Origin of the sequence: Streptomyces sp. NPDC048361, assembly GCF_040651795.1 — a bacterium.
In the GTDB taxonomy this organism is placed as follows: Bacteria; Actinomycetota; Actinomycetes; order Streptomycetales; family Streptomycetaceae; genus Streptomyces.
In genome coordinates, this window is sequence record NZ_JBEZKW010000039.1 from 12,296 (window position 1) to 30,215 (window position 17,920).

The 17,920-nt window shown below is 69.9% G+C and carries 16 protein-coding genes; 6 read left to right on the forward strand and 10 right to left on the reverse strand.

Going from position 1 to position 17,920, the window contains the following annotated elements; genetic code table 11:
* Positions 1-218 precede the first annotated feature (218 nt).
* The 3 genes from AB0D31_RS22150 to AB0D31_RS22160 all read right to left on the reverse strand — a co-directional run bounded on the left by AB0D31_RS22150 (position 219) and on the right by AB0D31_RS22160 (position 7,217).
* Positions 219-1,706, reverse strand: a complete 1,488-nt coding sequence (locus AB0D31_RS22150) for a hypothetical protein (protein WP_362725706.1) — start codon at positions 1,704-1,706, stop codon at positions 219-221.
* A gap of 106 nt (positions 1,707-1,812) precedes the next feature.
* On the reverse strand, positions 1,813-5,619 hold the full coding sequence (locus AB0D31_RS22155) for an ACP S-malonyltransferase (RefSeq protein ID WP_362725708.1): 3,807 nt from the start codon (positions 5,617-5,619) through the stop codon (positions 1,813-1,815).
* Between the two features lie 392 nt (positions 5,620-6,011).
* Positions 6,012-7,217, reverse strand: coding sequence for an MFS transporter (locus AB0D31_RS22160; protein ID WP_362725711.1), 1,206 nt, complete (start codon positions 7,215-7,217; stop codon positions 6,012-6,014).
* 211 nt (positions 7,218-7,428) lie between these two features.
* Here AB0D31_RS22160 and AB0D31_RS22165 point away from each other — a divergent pair, with 211 nt between their 5' ends.
* Positions 7,429-7,779: a metalloregulator ArsR/SmtB family transcription factor gene (locus tag AB0D31_RS22165; protein ID WP_362725714.1), complete on the forward strand. Its 351-nt coding sequence runs from the start codon at positions 7,429-7,431 to the stop codon at positions 7,777-7,779.
* Between the two features lie 83 nt (positions 7,780-7,862).
* Here AB0D31_RS22165 and AB0D31_RS22170 read toward each other — a convergent pair whose 3' ends face one another.
* The gene (locus tag AB0D31_RS22170; RefSeq protein ID WP_362725717.1) at positions 7,863-8,615 is read right to left on the reverse strand and encodes a response regulator transcription factor; all 753 of its coding nucleotides are present in this window, start codon (positions 8,613-8,615) and stop codon (positions 7,863-7,865) included.
* 855 nt (positions 8,616-9,470) lie between these two features.
* Here AB0D31_RS22170 and AB0D31_RS22175 point away from each other — a divergent pair.
* Positions 9,471-10,067, forward strand: coding sequence for a TetR family transcriptional regulator (locus AB0D31_RS22175; protein ID WP_362725720.1), 597 nt, complete (start codon positions 9,471-9,473; stop codon positions 10,065-10,067).
* A gap of 170 nt (positions 10,068-10,237) precedes the next feature.
* Here AB0D31_RS22175 and AB0D31_RS22180 read toward each other — a convergent pair whose 3' ends face one another.
* Positions 10,238-11,017 (reverse strand): glucose 1-dehydrogenase, encoded by a 780-nt coding sequence (locus AB0D31_RS22180; protein ID WP_362725723.1) that lies wholly within the window; start codon positions 11,015-11,017, stop codon positions 10,238-10,240.
* A gap of 174 nt (positions 11,018-11,191) precedes the next feature.
* Complete coding sequence (locus AB0D31_RS22185; protein ID WP_362725726.1) at positions 11,192-11,821, reverse strand: ScbR family autoregulator-binding transcription factor; 630 nt, start codon at positions 11,819-11,821, stop codon at positions 11,192-11,194.
* A gap of 118 nt (positions 11,822-11,939) precedes the next feature.
* On the opposite strand from AB0D31_RS22185, the gene AB0D31_RS22190 reads away from it, so the two are divergent.
* Positions 11,940-12,905: a ScbA/BarX family gamma-butyrolactone biosynthesis protein gene (locus AB0D31_RS22190; protein ID WP_362725729.1), complete on the forward strand. Its 966-nt coding sequence runs from the start codon at positions 11,940-11,942 to the stop codon at positions 12,903-12,905.
* Positions 12,906-13,146: 241 nt separating this feature from the next.
* The gene (locus AB0D31_RS22195; protein ID WP_362725732.1) at positions 13,147-14,022 is read left to right on the forward strand and encodes a lytic polysaccharide monooxygenase; all 876 of its coding nucleotides are present in this window, start codon (positions 13,147-13,149) and stop codon (positions 14,020-14,022) included.
* A gap of 82 nt (positions 14,023-14,104) precedes the next feature.
* Here AB0D31_RS22195 and AB0D31_RS22200 read toward each other — a convergent pair whose 3' ends face one another.
* Positions 14,105-15,394 (reverse strand): serine hydrolase domain-containing protein, encoded by a 1,290-nt coding sequence (locus tag AB0D31_RS22200; protein WP_362725735.1) that lies wholly within the window; start codon positions 15,392-15,394, stop codon positions 14,105-14,107.
* A gap of 221 nt (positions 15,395-15,615) precedes the next feature.
* Between AB0D31_RS22200 and AB0D31_RS22205 the strand changes: the two genes are divergently transcribed.
* The gene (locus AB0D31_RS22205) at positions 15,616-15,777 is read left to right on the forward strand and encodes a hypothetical protein (RefSeq protein WP_362725738.1); all 162 of its coding nucleotides are present in this window, start codon (positions 15,616-15,618) and stop codon (positions 15,775-15,777) included.
* A 117-nt stretch (positions 15,778-15,894) separates the two neighbouring features.
* Here the strand turns inward: AB0D31_RS22205 and AB0D31_RS22210 are convergent, their stop codons facing one another.
* A complete protein-coding gene (locus AB0D31_RS22210) occupies positions 15,895-16,386 on the reverse strand; it encodes a hypothetical protein (protein ID WP_362725740.1) in 492 nt (163 codons plus the stop codon).
* A gap of 152 nt (positions 16,387-16,538) precedes the next feature.
* Between AB0D31_RS22210 and AB0D31_RS22215 the strand changes: the two genes are divergently transcribed.
* Positions 16,539-17,120 (forward strand): hypothetical protein, encoded by a 582-nt coding sequence (locus tag AB0D31_RS22215; RefSeq protein WP_362725743.1) that lies wholly within the window; start codon positions 16,539-16,541, stop codon positions 17,118-17,120.
* Between the two features lie 146 nt (positions 17,121-17,266).
* Here the strand turns inward: AB0D31_RS22215 and AB0D31_RS22220 are convergent, their stop codons facing one another.
* The gene (locus AB0D31_RS22220) at positions 17,267-17,689 is read right to left on the reverse strand and encodes a PIN domain nuclease (protein WP_362725745.1); all 423 of its coding nucleotides are present in this window, start codon (positions 17,687-17,689) and stop codon (positions 17,267-17,269) included.
* Positions 17,686-17,901, reverse strand: a complete 216-nt coding sequence (locus tag AB0D31_RS22225) for a type II toxin-antitoxin system VapB family antitoxin (protein ID WP_362725748.1) — start codon at positions 17,899-17,901, stop codon at positions 17,686-17,688. Before AB0D31_RS22225 ends, AB0D31_RS22220 begins: the two co-directional genes overlap by 4 nt.
* Positions 17,902-17,920: the final 19 nt, after the last annotated feature.

Here is a 17,920-nt window from a genome sequence, read left to right on the forward strand (position 1 = left end):
GGAGACGGACGGCCCCGGGGTCCGCGGGCGCCTGTCCGCCTGCTTCCGGGGCGCCCGGGCGGCCTCCTCCCGGTGTGCCGAGGCCGCCACCTCCCCATGCGCCGCATACACCTCCTCCCCATCCGTCGCCGCCGCGCCGCCCGCCGCCGCCCCGCCCTCCGCCGCGCCGCCCGCCGCCGCCCCGCCCTCCGCCGCGCCGACGCCGCGTCACCTGGCGCTCAGACGACCCGCTCGGACGTCCTGCCGAAACGGAAACCCCTGGTCAGGGGCGTTTCGTTGCGTGCGGGTCCGCGCATGCGAAGGGCGTATCCGATGAGCGCGTGGTTGAGCATGTACAGGCGGGGCTCCTCGCGGCCTCCCTCGGAGAGCTGGTCGACGACCCAGGCGACGGGGGTGGCTCCGTCATAGGCGTCCCTGGGCTCGAACAGGAGCTGGGAGCAGCCGATCTCGCCGAGCACGTTGAGCGTGTAGGCGAACGGATAGGGGCGGTTGACCCGGTCGTCGTCGGTGCGGTTCAGGTCGGGGAAGCAGTCCACGAGCCGGTCGAGCACGTCGTCGCCGATCAGGTCCATCCGGCCGGTGAGCATGGCCGTCTGGATGATGTAGGCGTACGCGATCCCGTTGAGGAAGTAGTTCGCTCCGGGGTCGATGTGCGCCCACGCGCCGACGATGTCCTCGATGAGCGCGTCCCGTTGCGGCACCTGCTCGTCGAGACGGTCGAGGTTGTGCAGGGCGATGATGTAGTACAGCCCCATGTGGGTGCGCTCGACCGGGGTGATGCGCTGCATCAACTCCCGGGCCTCGGCCAGCCGGTCCCGGCCGTACATGAGGTACTCCTGCGGCCGGCTGCTCATCGCGATGGCGTTCAGCATGGTCAGGAGCGGATAGATCTTCGGGAAGCTCTCCGACATGGGCTGCGGAAAGGCCGGGGCGGCATCCAGCTCGTCCGCGCGGTCGAGGTGGTCGAGGACTTCCTTCACATGGTCGCGGCCTTCGTCCCGGATGAACCGTTCGTAGCCGATCAGGCATGTCACCGACAGGAGGACGGCGCCGCCGCGGCCGCGGAAGAACGGCGCCGGGATCTGCTCCAGCAGGGCCAGCGCCTCGCGTACGTAGTTGCGGGCTCCGGTCACCAGCCTTTCCTGGAGGCCGAGTTGGCCGAGTGCGAGGAAGACCGCGGAGTAGGCGGACAGCTTCTCGTACTGGCCGTGGCGCCCGGCGTTCTCGTCCTTGATCTGGTCCGGCTCGATGGAGTCGGCGACGGCGAGGATCTCCGCGGGGAAGTCTGTTTCCGGGGTGATCAGCAGGCCCGTGTCCAGGCCCAGTTTGGCGAAGGCGTCCATCAGGATGCAGCCGGCCATGAGCCGGAAGTACGGATTCCGCTGCGCGCGGACGGCCGCGAGGACCGGGGCCAGGCCGGCTGCCAGGTCGGGGCGGCTCAGGGAACGCTCCGGGTCGGCGGCGGCCAGGACGAAGTCGGCCAGGAGGCGGGAGAACCTGGTGTAGGCGTCGCTCTCCAGGCCCTTGGCCGTGAGCAGCGCGAACGTCCGGCGGATCCGCTCGGCTGCGTCGGGATCGTAGGCGACGGGGTACTGACCCAGGCCGATGCCGCGCACCATGCGGCTCCACGGCGTGGCGATCATGCGGGTTTCGTTCGTCAGGTGGCTCAGGCCGCTCACCGGGACGGAGTGGACAGCGGACGTCATGGGGGACAGCTCTCTGTGGCGGGGGAGGTGGGGTGCCGGCCCGGGCGGCGCGGGGCGCACTGCCGGGGCCGGCGGGCAGGCCCGGGGGAGGGTGCGGTGCGGGCCGTCAGTCGAGCGGGCGGCGCAGCCGGGGCGTCTTGAGGCCGAGGAACTCGGTCCTGGTGCCCTCCAGCATCTGCAGGGCCCAGTTCAGCCACTTGATGCCTTCGCAGTAGATCGCGACGGGGCGGCGCTGGGTCTGGTAGGTGTCCAGGAGCGTGCCGTCCAGTTCCTTCTGGAAGTGGAAGGGAGGCATGGCGGTGAAGTGCTGCCCCATCATGAACACGAAGCGGACCAGCCAGTGCGGGTCGTCCCTCAGGTAGGCCGAGTCGGGGTCGTCGAGACCGAGCGCGGCCGTCATCACGGGAGCGAAGTAGTCCTCCATGCCCCGGGGGGCAGCGGTGTCCACCGTGCCCGCGTGGTGGGTCACGTCGCGTACGCGGTAGGCCTTCTGGTACGGGTTGTCGGCCAGGAACGCGATGTCGATCGCGGGAGTCCGGCCCTCGCCGACGTCGGCGGTCAGCGTGAACTGCTCGAAGTGGATCTCGTCGTAGTGGCCGATGGAGTTGTGCCAGGGCTTGTTGTCGTACATCGCGTCGTCGCGGGTCTCCCTGCCGTCGCTCTTGTAGCCGATCGCCCGGGGATCGAGGAACTTGATGCCCAGCGTGGCGGGCGTGATGGCGTCGAGTGCCGCGTCGATCTCCGTCTGCGGCGCACCCGCTTCGATGAGTCTCTGGGCGTACCGCAGCGGCTCACTGTCGCTGATCTTGACGTTCTCGGTGTTCGTGTCGCCCATGACGAGCGAGTGGAAGGCCGGTTCGAGGATCTCCAGGAAGTCCGGGGCCGCCCTCAACCGCTCCAGTACGGCGGCCGAGTTGAGGTAGGACACGCCGTTGATGACGATCCGCTCACTGTCGAGGAGATGCTCGTTGAAGGTCCCCGGCGCGGTGCGGCGGCACAGGTCCAGGCGGTCCTCGATCTTCTTGAAGTACGAGGTGTTCAGGGTCTCGCCCGGCGCCAGGACGCGTCCCACGCTGTGCACGTTCTCGTTCAGTACGCGGATGATCTGCTCGTAGAGGCGGGCGACGACCGCGGGCGGCGGTGTCTGTTTCTCCACGAACCGGCTGACCTCGTCGCCCGGCACATAGCTCATCTCGTAGATGACCTCCCGCTGGGTCGTGCGGCCGTCGCGCTGCAGATGGGGCGGGACGGGGACCTCGCGTTCCAGGGTGGTGAAGGCTTCGGGGAAGTGGTCACGCACCGGGGCGGGCAGCGACTGGAGGTATTCGGCCTGCTTCTTGGCCTTCGCGAACGGCGGCAGCATCACGCCGTCCCCGTCCGGGTTCCACCGCGCGGTCGTCAGGGCTTCGCTGAGGATCTTGCGTACCGTGACGCGGTCCTCGCCCGGCTTCCTGACGAAGATCGTCATGGATTCGCTGCCGCCCTTGCCGAAGTTGACGATCGCCTCCCTCGGGTTGACGTAGGCGTAGACCGTGCTGGAGAGGACCTTGCGGCTCTGGGCGTTGTCCAGGACGCGTTCGTTCTCGCCGGTCAGGGCGAGGACACAGGCGTATTCGAAGGCGTCGAGGGCCGGGTTGAGCCGCTTGTGCCAGGCCTCGGCCGGTTCCACGACGGCGATCGCGTCCCAGTGGTACGGGCCGGCGTCGACGCTGGTGCCGTCGAGGTCCGAACCGAGGGCGATGATCCGGCAGTTGCCGTTGAGGTGGATCGTGCGCGACTCGGTGTTCAGGGTGCGGCCACGGAGCACGGCGCGGGTGGCGTCCTCCAGGTCCTTCTTCGACTGGATGGGCACGCCCTCGGGCGACACGACGGGAATCACGGCGCCGGTGAGGCTCTGCACCACCAGCGCCACGGCGTCGTCACGCAGCCGCGCCGCGGACAGCGCTACGGCGTCGGCGAGGGAGATCGCGCCGGAGACGGCCAGCGCGACCAGCCAGCCGAGCGCGTCGCTGCCCTCCAGGTAGTAGTCGCTCTGGGTGAACAGCGCCGGCCGGTTCCGCGCCAGCGTGTGGAAGAGCAGGTACTGGTAGACGATGCGGTGGTCCACCGGCGGAACGCGCTCCCTGCTCCCGCGCAAGCTCTTGAGCATCTGGTTGTACGCCTGGAGCGCCGCCGGCTGGGTGCTGAGGAGCAGCTCGGTCCTGATGGCCAGTTCCTCGTCGTCGAGGCCGACCAGGGCGTCGAAGTGGAAGACGACGACCTCGGGGCGGCAGGTGTCGACCGTCCTCACCTCTTCACCGCCCGCACGGTCGATGACGTGGAGTTCGGCATACGCCTTGCCGAGGAGCGCGGGGTCCTCGGTCGTGATCCGCTTCTTCAGGCGGGCCTTGGTGACGAGTTCGCCCCGGTGGACGGCGATGTCCTGCCGGTAGTTGCGGGTGTGCTGGAAGATTTCCAGCAACTCGTGGAAGGAGTCCGTGCCTTCACGGTCGGGGCAGAGCATCTCCGCCATGACGACGCGGCCGAGTGTGCGGGAGTAGTAGTCGTCCCAGTCCTCGCCGGCGGCGGCGAGCCGGAAGAGCTCGCGAAGGACGTCGTAGTCGCCGCTCTCCAGCCGGTCGCCGGTGGTGTACAGCTTTTCCAGCCGCGTCATCAGGTCGTCCGCCACGCCCAGGGCGTGCAGGAAGGCGTCGGTGTCCGCGGGTTCTCCCGTGTAGGCCAGGACGGGGGCGGCGATCTTGTTGTCCTTGAGCAGGTCCGCGGACTTGTTGCCGAGCCCCAGTTCCAGGACCATCTCCACATCGAGGCTGTCGAGGGTCGCGCAGGTGTCCCGTGATGCCATGACCTCGTCGGTCATGGCCAGGATGCCCCGGCGGACACCGTCCGCGGTGGTGAGCAGGGACTTGTCGTGGTTGGAGACCACGGGTACGCGGGGCTCGGCGAACCGGATCCGCTGCATCCGGAGGAACTGCTCCAGGGCCTGGCGGGCGGGCCGCATCCGTGCGGAGTGCGCGAGGAAGACGGTCGGGTCCTTGAGTTCCCGGGTGGCCACGTCCGGGACGCCGGCGATGAACCGGTCGAACGCCGTCTTGATTCCGGAGCGGATGTAGACGTTGGCCTGCGTCGGGGAGTACGCCTTGTGCAGTTCGGCGTCCTCGACCGGGTAGGTGCCGCGCACCGCGGCCAGGGCCGACTCGAGGGCGTCCCGGCTCGACGCCTTCACCGCGACCACGTGGAAAGGTTCCGGCACGAGAGGGGTGTGCCGGACGGATTCCGGCAGGTAGCAGGCGATGTTCCGGGCGAAGGTCTCGTCGCTGCTGCGGCCGCCGGCCGCCAGCAGCATGAGCGGGGTGAACGCCTGGGCGATCTTCACGCCGTCGAAGACGGACAGCGCGCCACTGGCCACCGCGGCCGTCAGGATGCCGAAGCTCTCGCCCGTGTAGGCGACGAAGCTGAGCGGCGTCCCGTTCTGCTCGGCCCGGTCGCGCAGGTAGGCGTCGAGGACCAGGCTGTGCACCAGCAGGGCGGCCCCGATGAAGCCCTGTCGTTCCAGCTTCCCCTCGGGAAGGTTCTCGGATGCCGCGAGGAGCAGGTCGGGCCGGGAGGGGAAGCCGAGGGCCCGGGCGGCCTCCTGGTAGATGTCGGTGATCTCGGGGATGCCGGAGTCGAGGAGGTCCCGGCCGAGGTCCCGGTAGGAGGCCCGGCTTCCCAGACCCGGGAAGAATCCGGCCACGCGTATGCGGTCCTTGGTGCTGAGGAGACCCTCGAAGGGTGCGGCGCGGCGGGTGGTGACCGGGGCCGGCTGGACGGGGGCCGGGGCGGGGGCCTGGACGGGGGCTTGGACGGGGGCCTGGGCGGGGGCCTGGGCGGGGGCCTGGGCGGGGGCCTGGGCGGGGGAGATGAAGCTGGACACGTGCATCGCCTTCTCGCGTTGGACTGTGCGGCGACGGCCGATTCCGTCGCTCCGTCGCGGTGCGTCACGCGCTCGCCATTGGGCGCGGATTGCATTCCCGCAGAAAGTTCTTCCGGTAATGCGACCGATTTCCTGATCGGCCAGCCAGAAGAATTCTGTCCAATCGCCCTGCCTGATTCAATGCATTCCAATACAGGCTTCTTCACATCTCCGCAAGGTCGGCGATGAAGTTTTCAAGAAACGTCCGACAATGTCAGAGGCTCGTCAAACATGCAGGTCAGACCGGTGGCCAGGCCGGTTTTCGCCCAGACATGAAAGCAGGGTCAAGAGGGCGTTGAAGCCCTCTTGACCCTGATAGGAGAATGGCAGGAGACCCCTCCCCTGACCTTTTGTCAGACGACGGTCTCGACCTTCTGCGCCGGAGAGACGGCGCTGCCCGAAATCACCTTGGACGAAGCGGCGCGGGTGCTCAGGGAGCCCCCGGTGAGAGCGACGAGGAGGGCAGCGACGGCCAGGCCGGCGCCGACCCACAGAGGGGACACGAAGCCGAACCCGGCGGCGATGGTCAGGCCGCCGATCCAGGCACCGAGCGCGTTTCCGACGTTGAAGGCGGCCACGTTGGCACCCGCGGCCATGGTGGGCGCGTCGTCGGCGTACTTCATGATCCGGACCATCAGGCCGGGCGCCGCCGAGAGGCCGATGGTGCCCATCAGGAGCAGGGAGACGATCGTGGCGATCTTGTTCTCCGCGGTGAGGGCGAAGACCACGAGGACCACGGTGAGGACGGCCATGATGCCGGCCAGCGCGGCGTTGAGGGACCTGTCGGCAGCCTTGCCGCCGACGAAGTTGCCGATGAACGTTCCCACACCGAACACGACGAGCAGCCACGGCACGGTGCCGGTGGCGAACCCGGTGACGTCGGTGAGCGTGAAGGCGATGTAGGTGTAGGCGCCGATCACGGCACCGAAGGCGAGGACGCTGAGCGCGAGCGAGACCCAGACCTGACCGCGGCGGAAGACCGCGAGCTCCCCGCGCAGGCTCGACCCGACGGACGTGGTCTGCGGCACCAGGGCCTGAATGCCGATCAGCGCGATGACGCCGATGACCGTGATGGCCCAGAACGTCGAGCGCCAGCCGAACTGCTGGCCGACGAACGTGCCCAGCGGCACGCCGAGCACATTGGCCGCGGTGAGGCCGCCGAACATGAGCGCGATGGCGCTGGCCTTCTTGTTCTCGGCGACCATGTCGGAGGCGACGACCGCGCCGACACCGAAGAACGCGCCGTGGCACAGGGCCGCGACGACGCGGCCGGCCATCAGCAGCGAGTAGGTGGGTGCGACGGCCGAGATCAGGTTGCCCACGATGAACAGCAGCATGAGGCCGGCCAGGGACTTCTTGCGGTCGAAACGGGCGATCGCGGCGGTCAGTCCGACCGCGCCGATCGCGACACTCAGCGCGTAGCCGGACACCAGGTAACCGGCGACCGCCTCGGAGACGTCGAAGTCGGCTGCCACCTCGGGCAGCAGACCTACGATCCCGAACTCGGTGAGGCCGATTCCGAAGCCTCCGAGTGCCAGGGCAATGAGCCCGATAGGCATGTGAAAAACCCTTCGTTGCAGTGGCAGGCGGTACGGGACCGTGCCGTGCCGTGCCGGATCAGAATAAATCGAAGTATCGCAGTATTACGATGTGAGGTGTCAAGCCCGCGGCTGGCCCGCGGCTCGCCCTGGGCGCGCGGTCGACGACGGCGTAACGTATCGCCTAACCTCGATGCATAGAACCGGCCCCGCGCCCGCCTGAGGAGGTCCCATGACGACACACGACACGCCCGCGACCGAGGACCCCACGGCCCTGGTCGATCCCCTGAAGGCGCTCGCACATCCTGTGCGCCTCCAGGTGCTGCAGTGGCTGCGCGCCCCCGAACAGCACTTTCCCGTCAACGAAGTCGGCGTCTGCGTCAGCCACATCCAGGCCAAGACCGGACTGGCACAGTCCACCGTCTCCGCCTACATGGCGGTGCTCGAACGTGCCGGCCTCGTCCGCTCCGCACGGGTCGGGAAGTGGACGCACTACCGGCGCGACGAAGAGCGCATCGCCCAGCTCATCGAGCAGATGGGACGCGACATCGGAGCCATCGGTGACAGCGGGTCCCCTCGGTGACAGCGGCGCCATCGGGTGGCATCGGCCCGGTGAAGGCCGCCCGGCGCCGAGGCTGACGCGGTCCGGCTCAGGGGTGCGCGGGCTCATCCGTGGCCCATCCGGTAACCGACCCCGCGGATGGTGATGACCCAGCTGCTGGCGCCGAGCTTCGCGCGCAAGCTGCTCACGTGTGTGTCTATGGTGCGGCTGGAGTCCGCCCAGCTGGTGTCCCACACTCTGTCCATCAGCTCCTTCCGGGATATGACGTTCTCGGGGTCCGCGGCCAGGATGTGCAGCAGCTCGAACTCCTTGCCTGTCAGGCTCACCCGCCCACCGTGCAGGCGGACTTCACGGGTTTTGCCGTCCAGCTGGAGCGGGCCTATGGAGATGCTCCGGGTCGGCTCCGGCCGGGCGTGGGCGCGGCGCAACACGGCCTCGATGCGCGCCGTCATCTCGCGCACACCGCACGAGGCGAGGACGCAGTCGTCCGCGCCGGCCTGGAGGGCGAGGACACGGTCCAGTTCGGTGTCGCGGGCGGTGACGGTGATGACGGGTTTGTCCCCCGCCTCCCGGATCGCCCGGCACACCTCCAGGCCGTCGATATCGGGAAGGTCGAGGTCGAGCACGACCAGATCCGCGTGCTGGTGCACGCGCAACGCCTCCTCCCCGGTCTCGACACTGGTCGCGGAGTAGCCGTGCCGGCGCAGGTAGCGCAGGCGCTCCTCCGCCGCGGCGGCGTCACCCTCGACCACCAGTACGCGGACCTTGAGCGCCTCGGTGACGGTACTGAGCTGCGGACCGGCGGAATCCGCCGCGTCCCGTCGGCCAAGCCATGCGACGTGTCCCCCCAGAGTCATCTCTCCCCCTCCGTACGAGATAAATAATAGTTGCCTTTTTGTTTTTTTGAAACCCCACTCCTGCGAACACCCCTCCGTGCGCCCTCCGGGACCCCGCCTGCGCTGCCCCGATACGCCTCAACTCCCGGGCAGCCGCCCGCCGACAGGGGCACGGAAACCACCGCGCCGCCGCGCCGACGGCTGCCGGCGGGGGCGCGGCGGCAGAGTCGGGACCTCACCCCCTCCGGCCCGGATGGGACGGCTCCACTCCGCCGACGACGCAGGCCGACTCACACCGTCCGAGCCAACGCGGACGTAGGTGATGGAACGTCAGTTATGCTCGTCCGCAGCCGGTTTGCTGTGAACCGATGGGATGAGCGCGAGCACATGGACCCTCCTCCGGGCTGCCCGCACGACAGCCCTGGGCCCACCCCGGAAGCAAGGCCCCGCGGGGCGCGCCGGCCACGTTGGGCACGTCGTACGCACCCGGCCCGGGGCAGGGTTGCGCCCGTGCGTCTGGATCTGCGCGATCGTGGCGGGCGATACCTCGGGGTTTCGATGCCACGATCACTTCCAGACATATAACATAGTGATCGCTACCTTTTTTTTGTTCCCCGGACGTCTCGGCATACCCTGGGTCGCAGTCCCGCCGCAGCTGGGGACGGCTCTGGGACCACCGGGGCGGACTACCGAACCCCGCGAAACTTTGCCCGGCCTTGGGTTCGCCTCCGCTCGGGCACCGCAGCCGGGCACCGCCGCTCGGGCACCGCAGCCGGGCACCGCAAAGGGCGCGTGTCCTCGTCCCGATGTGCGGGCGGGTCAGCTCCACAGAACGCGACGCACACTGATGTGCCTGTCCGACGGAAGGTCAACGGGATGCAGGAACGAGCTGCACGCACACGGCAGGCCCTGATCCATGCCGCGGCCCTGGAGTTCGACCAGATCGGGTACGCCGCCGCGTCCCTGGCCGGCATCGGCAGGGCCGCGGGCACCTCGACGGGCGCCGTGACCTTCCACTTCACGACGAAGGCGGCGCTGGCCGACGCCGTACACGCGCACGGGGTGGCGGCGACACGCCACGCCATGGAGCAGGTGGATCACCGGGCGGGCCCGCTGCGGACCGCCATCGCCATGGCGGGGGCGGTGGTGCGATGTCTGGAGAACGACGTCACCGTGCGGGCGGCGGCACGTCTGGACCAGGACCGCGACGCCTACGCACACCGGTGGAGTGCCACATGGTCGACCGCCGTTCAGGACGAGCTGGCCGGGGCACCCGGCCCTCCACCGGGCGCCCCAACCGGCCCCTCACTCGTTCTTGCGCTCCTCGTCTACCTGGTGCACGGGGCAGAGGTGACCGTGCGCGCGCAACACCGCGAGCACGCACCCGCGGCCCGGGCGGGCAGCGTGTCGGAGCTGTTCACCCGGATGTGGGAGACGCTCCTCCCGTCGGTGGAGTGGCCGCCGCAGGCTTGAGCGAGTCGTGCGTCGTGCGTAGTACCGCCCAGCTGCGAACCGCCCCTCTGCACGCGTGGATTCCGCCGTGTGGGGCACAGCGTCACACCTGTCGGCGTCCTACGGCCCGACGGCGTCCTACGGCCCGGCGGCGTCCTACGGCCCGGCGGCATCCTGCGGCCCGGCGGCGTTCATACGGCGCTGCACCCGCCGTCCACCGGAACCGCCGCTCCGGTCATGAACGATGCCTCGGGGCCGCAGAGCCAGACCGCCACCCGCGCGATCTCCTCCGGTGCGGCGAGGCGCTTCTGGACCGCCCGTGCGACGGCGCCCTTCTCCAGTTCGGGCACCTCCCGCAGCGCCTGCTCGATGAGTTCGGTGCGCGTGACGCCGACCATCAGCGCGTTGACCCGGATGTCCCGGTCGCCGTACTCGGCCGCGGCGGCGCGGGTCAGCCCGAGGACAGCGTGCTTGGCCGCCACATAGGGCGCCACGGCGCCGGTGGCGAACTGGCCTGCTGTACTACAGGTGTTGACGATCGCCCCGCCCCTGCCCTGGGCGAGCATCACGGGCACCTGGTGGCGCAGGCAGTTCCACACGCCCCGTACGTTGACGTCCATGATCCGGTCGTAGACATCGTCGGCCAGCTCGTGCAGGGGCGTGGACATCGTGCCCCAGCCCGCGTTGTTGAACGCCGCGTCCAGCGAGCCGAACGTGTCCACCGCGGTGGACACGGACCGCTCGACGTCCGCGGGCACGGTCACATCTCCCGGCACGGGCACCGCCGTTCCGCCTTCCGCGGCTATGGCGGCGGCAAGCTCCCGCAGCCGGTCCGCACGCCGGGCCATGAGAACGACGTTCGCCCCCCGCGCCGCGAACAGCCGCGCGGCCGCCGCACCGATACCGCTGGAGGCCCCGGTCACCATCACCGTCCTGCCACCGAGCTCCGCTGTGTCTCTGCCCTCGGACATCCCCATGTTCGTCCCCCCACTCGTTCACGTGCATTGATCACGCCAAGCACTCGCCCGCCCCAGGCCCTCGGGCCGTCCAGGGCGGCGACCCCAGGCCCCCGGGCCCCCGGGCCCCCGGGCCCCCGGACCGCCCGAGGCGGCACTCGGCCCCGGACGGCCCACCCCTCAGTCCCCTCAGTCCCGCCTGCCCCGCGCGTGCCCGAACTCGAGACGCGCCACGGCGCTCGGCACCGCGATCGACGGCAGCACGATCCGCCACATCTCCTCGATGCGCTGCGGCAGGTCGGCGCGGCCCGACTCTATGGACGAATGCATCTGAGCGCCGGTACAGGCGTTGACGATCAGCCGTGCCGCAGCCTCCACGTCGACCGCTTTGCGCACCTCCCGCCCAGTCTGCGCGACGCGGAGGTCCGAGGCGATGATGTCCGTCCACTGCCGGTGCGAGTTCTCCTCGGGGACGTTGAACTGCTCCTGTTCCAGCACCAGGCGTGCCCCCGCGAACAGCACGGGGTCCTCGGCGAGCCCGTACGCCCAGGTCAGCGTGATGTCGATGGCATGCTGCAACCCCTCGGACCGCTGCTCGGGCCGGACCCTGCCGGGCTGGGCGAGCACGATCTCCCGGGCGAGCTCCTCCTTCGACTTGAAGTGGAAGTACATCGCGCCGAGCGTGAGACCCGCCCTGTCGGCGATCTTCGAGACGCTCGCGCCGGCGAACCCGAGCTCGCCGAAGACCTCCGCCGCCGCCTGGACGAGCGCCTCCCTCGTTCGTACCGCACGTTCCTGCTTCACGGCTCGCTGGGCCATCCCGCCTCCTCCAATAATGCTCGACAAAAAAAACAACAGACACTATTTTATTCCTTGATCATGCCCGGCGTCCAACCCGTGCCCGTCAAGATCGAAGCAACTCAGGGGGAGTAGCACCGTGTCTCACAACACCGCGGAAGCACCATGCACTGGTGAAGCACCGTCGATCACATCCGCATCGCCGCAAGTCCGCACCCGCAGCGCGCTGAAAGAGTGTGTCGGCAAGCGGGACCTGTCGGAGGTCTTCGTCGTCGACTGCCTGCACCTGTGCGACAGCGAGCAGACCGTCACCGTCGCGTGGCCACGGGCACACGCCTTCTACACGCCCACGCCGCACGCGCACAGTCCCCTGCTCTTCACCGAGAGCGTGCGTCAGGCGCTCGCCGTGTCCTGCCACACCGCACTCGGCATACCCATGGACTACCACCTGGGCTGGACGTATCTGAATCTGGCCGTGGTCCCCGAAGCGCTGCGGACCACGCGGCGGCCGGCCACGCTCGACCTGCGGATCGTCCACTCGGCGATCAAGCGCCGCCGGTTGGGCTCGGTCCAGCTGACCGCACACGTACAGGGCACCATGGACGGCGTGTACGCGGGGTCCGCCGAGGTCCACTACAGCGCCCACCCGACCAGCATCTACAACCGGCTCCGCGGCCCCTACGCCGATCGCACCGCCTTCCTGCGGGCCGCCCCACCCACGTCCGCCGTCGCTCCCGGACGCGTGGGGCGCACCCACACCCGGGATGTCGTGCTGTCCCCCACCGGCGCGACGGACCGGTGGCGGCTGCGGGTCGACACCGGCCACTCCGTCCTCTACGACCACCCTCACGACCACATTCCCGGCATGGTGCTCCTGGAGGCGGTAAGCCAGGCGGCCCGGGCCTGCTTCGCGGCACCCGCGACGCCGGTGGCCTTCGACACCACCTTCGACGGGTACGTCGAGTTCGACGCACCCTGCCTGCTCGCCGGCACCCGCCTGAGCCCTGACCTCCAGGGACGTCCGCGCGTACGGATCGACGCCCATCAGCGGGAACGGCGGGTCTTCAGCGCGGTGGTGACACTCGCTCCCGACGAAACCCGCTGACGCGGCGCCCGGCGCCGGGCTCCCCTCCCGAGGCACAGCGCCTGGGGAGCCCGGCGCGGCGCGGCGGGGCCCGGGGTACGGGCCCGGGGGGCTCCGCGACCGGGCGAACAGGTCGGCGTAGACCTCTTGCGGCTTGGTCCAGACCAATGCCAGTCTGCCAAGTACCGCTACCAGAGGGCGACTTGGCGCGCCCGCGCTTCGCCATGGCCGCCCCGCCTCCCCACAATCAAGGAGCACTCGCATGTCCACTCGGCGTACCGCAGCGTCCCTGGGTGTCCTCGGGGCGACCTCCCTGACGTTCCTCGCCCTGGCCCCCGCCCCCGCTTCCGCGCACGGAGCCATGTTCAACCCGGTCAGCCGCGTCGCCGCCTGCTACGCCGAGGGCCCGGAGCATCCGGTCTCGCAGGTGTGCAAGGACCTCGTCGCGGACTCCGGCACCCAGCCGCTGTACGACTGGAACGAAGTCAACATCGCCAACGCCAACGGCCAGTCCCGCCAGCTCATCCCCGACGGCAAGCTGTGCTCGGCCAACCGGGACAAGTACCGGGCGCTGGACTGGGCCCGTACCGACTGGCCGTCCACCAGCGTCTCGGCCGGACAGTTCCCCTTCAAGTTCCGCGTGACGGCGGCCCATTCGGGCACGATGACGGTGTACATCACGAAGGAGGGCTTCGACCCGACGAAGCCGCTGAAGTGGTCCGACCTGGACAACACGCCCGTGGCCACGTACCAGACCCCGCGGACCGCGACGGACGGCTACTACAACTTCACCGGTACGCTGCCGGCCCGCACCGGACGCCACATCATCTACAAGGTCTGGCAGCGCGACGACAGCCCGGAGGCGTTCTACAGCTGCTCGGACGTGGTGTACGGGTCCGCCGCGGCCGGGGCGGGTGCGGCGAAGTCGGCGGCGGCGCCCACGGAGCAGAGGATCGCGGCAGGCGCAGCCCACTCCACGGTGAGCCACCACGGCCACGGCGGCGACCCGGCGCCGGCGCCCGCCGCGGCCCCGACCCCCTCGCCGGGGGGTTCTGCCGCCCCCCAGGCCCTGGCGGCGGTCTCGACGGCGAGTGTCCTGGGAGGCGGCGTCGTCCTCCTGCGCCGCCGCCGCGCCTGACCCCGAACCCGGCCCCCGTGCGGGTTGCTCGCGGCCCCCAACCCCGCCAGGGGTGCCGAGCCGAACTCCGCCCGCCCACCGCCTAGTTCGAGGGGAAGAGCTTGCCGATCAGGAACTTGGTCAGCTCGTCGGCCGGGGCCGTACCGTCGGGTGACTGGTTGAGGTTGACGAGCACCACGACCGTCGCCCGGCGCTCGGGGTCGAAGCCCACGAAAGTGTTGTAGCCGGGGATCTGGCCGTCGTGCCCGATGAAGCCGAGCACCTTGGCGATGCCGAGCCCGTACTCCGGGGCCCCCGGAACGTCGGACGTCGGCACGAAGTTCAGCCGTTCGCGCTGCACTTGGGGGCTCAGGAGCGCTCCCTTGGCGAGTGCGGGCGCCCAGCGCCGCAGGTCCTCCACGGTGGACACGGCCGCGCCCGCCGCGTCCGCCCAGGAGGCGTTGACGTGCGTGACGTCCAGCGGGTTGCCCGCCGACCAGTCGGCCCAGGCGGCGTCCTTGCCGGTGAGCACCGGGGCGGTCAGGCTGGCGACGTTGCCGATGAACTGGTAGCCGCGCGCCCGGGGCCCCGGGATCGTGGCGTCCCGGTTCAGGCTGGTCTCGTGCATGCCCAGCGGCTCGAACACCCGCTCCTGGAAGAGGTGCTCAAGGGGCTGCCTGGTCAGCTTCTCGGCGATGAGGCCGAGCAGTACGTAGTTCGTGTTGGAGTAGTGCCAGCCCTCGCCCGGCGGGAAGTACGCGGCGTGACGGAACGCGACGTCCAGCAGCTCCTGCGGGGTCCAGTGGCTCTCGGGACGGTCGTCGAGCCGCCGGTTGAACCCCAAGTCCTCCGAGTAGTTGTAGAGGCCGCTCGTCATCTGGAGCAGCTGGCGGATGGTGATGTGGCGCCCGTTCGGCACGCCTGGGCGGTACGCCGACACGGGGGCGTCCAGGTCGATCAGGCCCTCCTGGACGAGCTGGAGGATCACCGTCGCGGTGAACGTCTTGGTGATGCTGCCGACCCGCATGTGCTGATCGGTCCTGACGGGCGCGCCGTTCCTGACGTCGCTGGTGCCGAGTGTCGCGGTCCAGGTGCCGTGCTCGGGGGTCCGCACCGAGATGGTCGCCCCGGGGATGCGCATCCGCTGCATCATCGCGATCAGGTCGGGGGTGAGCTGCTCCGGCGACGGCGTGGGCGACGACGCCGGGTGCGTCACACGTACGTCCCGGGCGCCGGCGGGGGCGCTCATCGCGGGCGCGGCGGCGGTCAGGGGCAGCACGGCGGCGAGCAGCAGCGCGGCCCAGGGCCGGGTCAGCGAGGCGCGGGCCCGGGCAGCCCCGGTGCGCGGCGGGCATCGGTCGGCGGTGCAGTGGGCCAGGGAGTCGGTGCGCATACGTGGCATCCAGGTCGCCTCGGGGGAATGGTGCCCCTTGGTGTAACACCGGGCCGGATGCCCGGGACGGGCTTGCGCCGTAGGTGGGCGTGTCCGCGGTGCGCGGTGGCCAAGTCGTCCCGTACCGGGCGCCCCATGGAATCCGGGCCATGGTGATGCCTGAACTCCCGCCCCTGTACCCGGAGTCGTGTTCCCTCTGCCGGAAGGGGTGACTTGAGCAGGTGGCTCTGCATGTGGGGAGCGCGGGCGCCGTCTCGGCCAAGTCCTTCCGGCCGGGCAGGCCCTTCGCCGGCAGGAGTCCGCTGACAGCACTGGCCTGCGCAGCCTGCGGGCACGTCATGCCCTTCCTGCTGGACCGCGGCATCCTCGTGCAGGACAAGTAGCCGTTCGCAAGCGGGCCTTGGGGCCTACGTGGTCGGCGGGGCCTACGTAGCCGGCGTCACCTACGTGGTGCGTGCGGCCTAGGCGGCCTGGGCCCGGGGCGCCTGGGCCTGGGCGGCCTACGCAGCGTGGGCGGCGTGGGCGGCGTGCGTGCCCTGGGTGTGCTTGAGGGTGCGCAGGATCAGCCACTGGTCGCCCCACGCCATCGCCGTACCGATGACCGCCATCACGATGCCCAGCGCGAGCTGCCCCGTCGCCGCGCCCAGCGCCATACCCGCCACCCCGAGCCCGTACCGGATCACGAACCGCACCACCAGCAGACCCAGCGCCAAAAACCGCGTCCGCTTGTTCTTCCACAGCGACTTCATGTACCGGATCCGCGCCCTCAACACCGTGAACGCCAACACGATCTGCACGATCGCCACCACCGGGATCAGCGCGTACAACACGGGATACGCACGAGCGATGTCGAAGATCCCCGCGAACACACCCACCAACGGGAAGTACCAGTTGGGCAGACCCCTCAGGACACCCGCCTCGACCGCGTGAGCCCGACCCTCGACCCGGACCTCGGCCCGAACCGGCATCTCCATCGCGACCATGGCACTCATGGCGTTCCCCTCACGTTGTCCCAGTGACCGCCGACCCCTGCCGACACCCCTGATACTCCCGCCCGCAGCCCACCCCACGGCAGAGCGAACCGTCCTCACTGCCCCAGGACAAATGTCATCGCCGCTTCATCCGCCACCAAGGAGTCGATCTCATGCAACCGTCGGAATCACCGTCCCCGTCGTCGCCGTCCCCCGCCTCGGATCACGAACCCGGCAGCATGGTCGGGCTTTTCTGGGTCACCGGGGACGCGGTGTACCTGGGCACGCCGCCCGCGGCCGGGGGCGGAGGCGTGCAGCTCACCGTCGAAGGGGTGCGGTTAGTACGCGCCACGGAAGACGCACCGCACCGCGACTGGCGCTGGTCCGAGCTGCTGGAGGTGCGGGTGAACGACGCGCCGACCCGTTCCGCGGCGGTGCGGTGGGCGACCCACGCGTTGTCCGTGGGGGCCGCGGTCTTCGACCTGTGGGTGCCGGGTGAACCACCGTCGATGACGGTCACGCTCACCCCGAAGAAGGGGGACGACACCACGGCCGAGGTCTTGTCGGGAGCCGCGGTCGCCTACTCTCCGCGCGAAGTGGATCTCTCTCTCGGACTGCTTGCCCGCTTCGTACGCGGCGAGTCCTCGCCCACGGTCCCGATCCGGTGGTGGAACGAGGTCCGGCCCGCCCGCGTCCTGCGCTCACGCGACCGCGAGGCCGTACTGGAAGAGTGGTCGCACGGGACGTATCCATGACCTACAACCTCCTCACCGTGGACCCCCTCGCCCCCGCCACCGTGGCTGTCGCGGCGGAGGACTGGAGATCGGGGGCCGAGCTCAGGCGCCCTCTCGCCCTCGATCACCGCGCGGCCGGCCGGCACGGCCGATGGGCCGTGCCGGGTTTACGGACGTGGGCCGGGGCCGTACCACTGGAGGGGCTGGCCGGTGACGGCTGCGATGCACTCGAAGTCCCGGTCCCGGTGGAGCAGCGTCAGGCCCTGGAGTTCGGCCGTCGCGGCCACGACGAGATCGACGGCTCCCGCGCTGCGGTGTTGACCCCGTTCGGTCAGGGCGTCCTGGACCTGCCAGGCACGGGTGTAGGCGCGGTCGTCGACGGGGACCCAGCTGAAGATCGTCCGGACGTTCTCGATGCCTCGCACCCGGTCTTCGGCCGATCGGGCGCTGTAGAAGAACTCGAGCTCTGTAATCGGGCATGTGGCGATCAGCCCGGCCGCGGCGGCCTGGTCCCATCCGTACTGCTCGGCCTCACCGTGCAGGAACCGGGCGAGCGCACTGGTGTCGATCAGGAATTGTGCCCCGTTCACCTGCGGTAATTCGCCTTGTCCTCGAAGGTCTCCAGGTCGAACGCGCCCTCGCCGGCCGCGGCACGCAACCGCGTCAGGGCGAGTGCTCGGCGCCGGTTCTCCAACACCTCGCGCAAAGCGGTGTTGACGGTCTCCTTCTTGGTACCGGTGCCGAGCGCCTTCGCCACCTCGGTCAGGAGCTCGTCGTCGAGGTCGATCACTGTTCGGCTCATCCGGGCACCCCTCCTCGGG

What these genes read in the sequence shown, in the direction of transcription:
- AB0D31_RS22150 (WP_362725706.1), bottom strand. Translation starts at nt 1,706, where the DNA reads ATGACGTCCGCTGTCCACTCCGTCCCGGTGAGCGGCCTGAGCCACCTG.
- AB0D31_RS22160 (WP_362725711.1), bottom strand. Translation starts at nt 7,217, where the DNA reads ATGCCTATCGGGCTCATTGCCCTGGCACTCGGAGGCTTCGGAATCGGC.
- AB0D31_RS22165 (WP_362725714.1), top strand. Translation starts at nt 7,429, where the DNA reads ATGACGACACACGACACGCCCGCGACCGAGGACCCCACGGCCCTGGTC.
- AB0D31_RS22170 (WP_362725717.1), bottom strand. Translation starts at nt 8,615, where the DNA reads ATGACTCTGGGGGGACACGTCGCATGGCTTGGCCGACGGGACGCGGCG.
- AB0D31_RS22175 (WP_362725720.1), top strand. Translation starts at nt 9,471, where the DNA reads ATGCAGGAACGAGCTGCACGCACACGGCAGGCCCTGATCCATGCCGCG.
- AB0D31_RS22180 (WP_362725723.1), bottom strand. Translation starts at nt 11,017, where the DNA reads ATGTCCGAGGGCAGAGACACAGCGGAGCTCGGTGGCAGGACGGTGATG.
- AB0D31_RS22185 (WP_362725726.1), bottom strand. Translation starts at nt 11,821, where the DNA reads ATGGCCCAGCGAGCCGTGAAGCAGGAACGTGCGGTACGAACGAGGGAG.
- AB0D31_RS22195 (WP_362725732.1), top strand. Translation starts at nt 13,147, where the DNA reads ATGTCCACTCGGCGTACCGCAGCGTCCCTGGGTGTCCTCGGGGCGACC.
- AB0D31_RS22200 (WP_362725735.1), bottom strand. Translation starts at nt 15,394, where the DNA reads ATGCGCACCGACTCCCTGGCCCACTGCACCGCCGACCGATGCCCGCCG.
- AB0D31_RS22210 (WP_362725740.1), bottom strand. Translation starts at nt 16,386, where the DNA reads ATGAGTGCCATGGTCGCGATGGAGATGCCGGTTCGGGCCGAGGTCCGG.
- AB0D31_RS22215 (WP_362725743.1), top strand. Translation starts at nt 16,539, where the DNA reads ATGCAACCGTCGGAATCACCGTCCCCGTCGTCGCCGTCCCCCGCCTCG.
- AB0D31_RS22225 (WP_362725748.1), bottom strand. Translation starts at nt 17,901, where the DNA reads ATGAGCCGAACAGTGATCGACCTCGACGACGAGCTCCTGACCGAGGTG.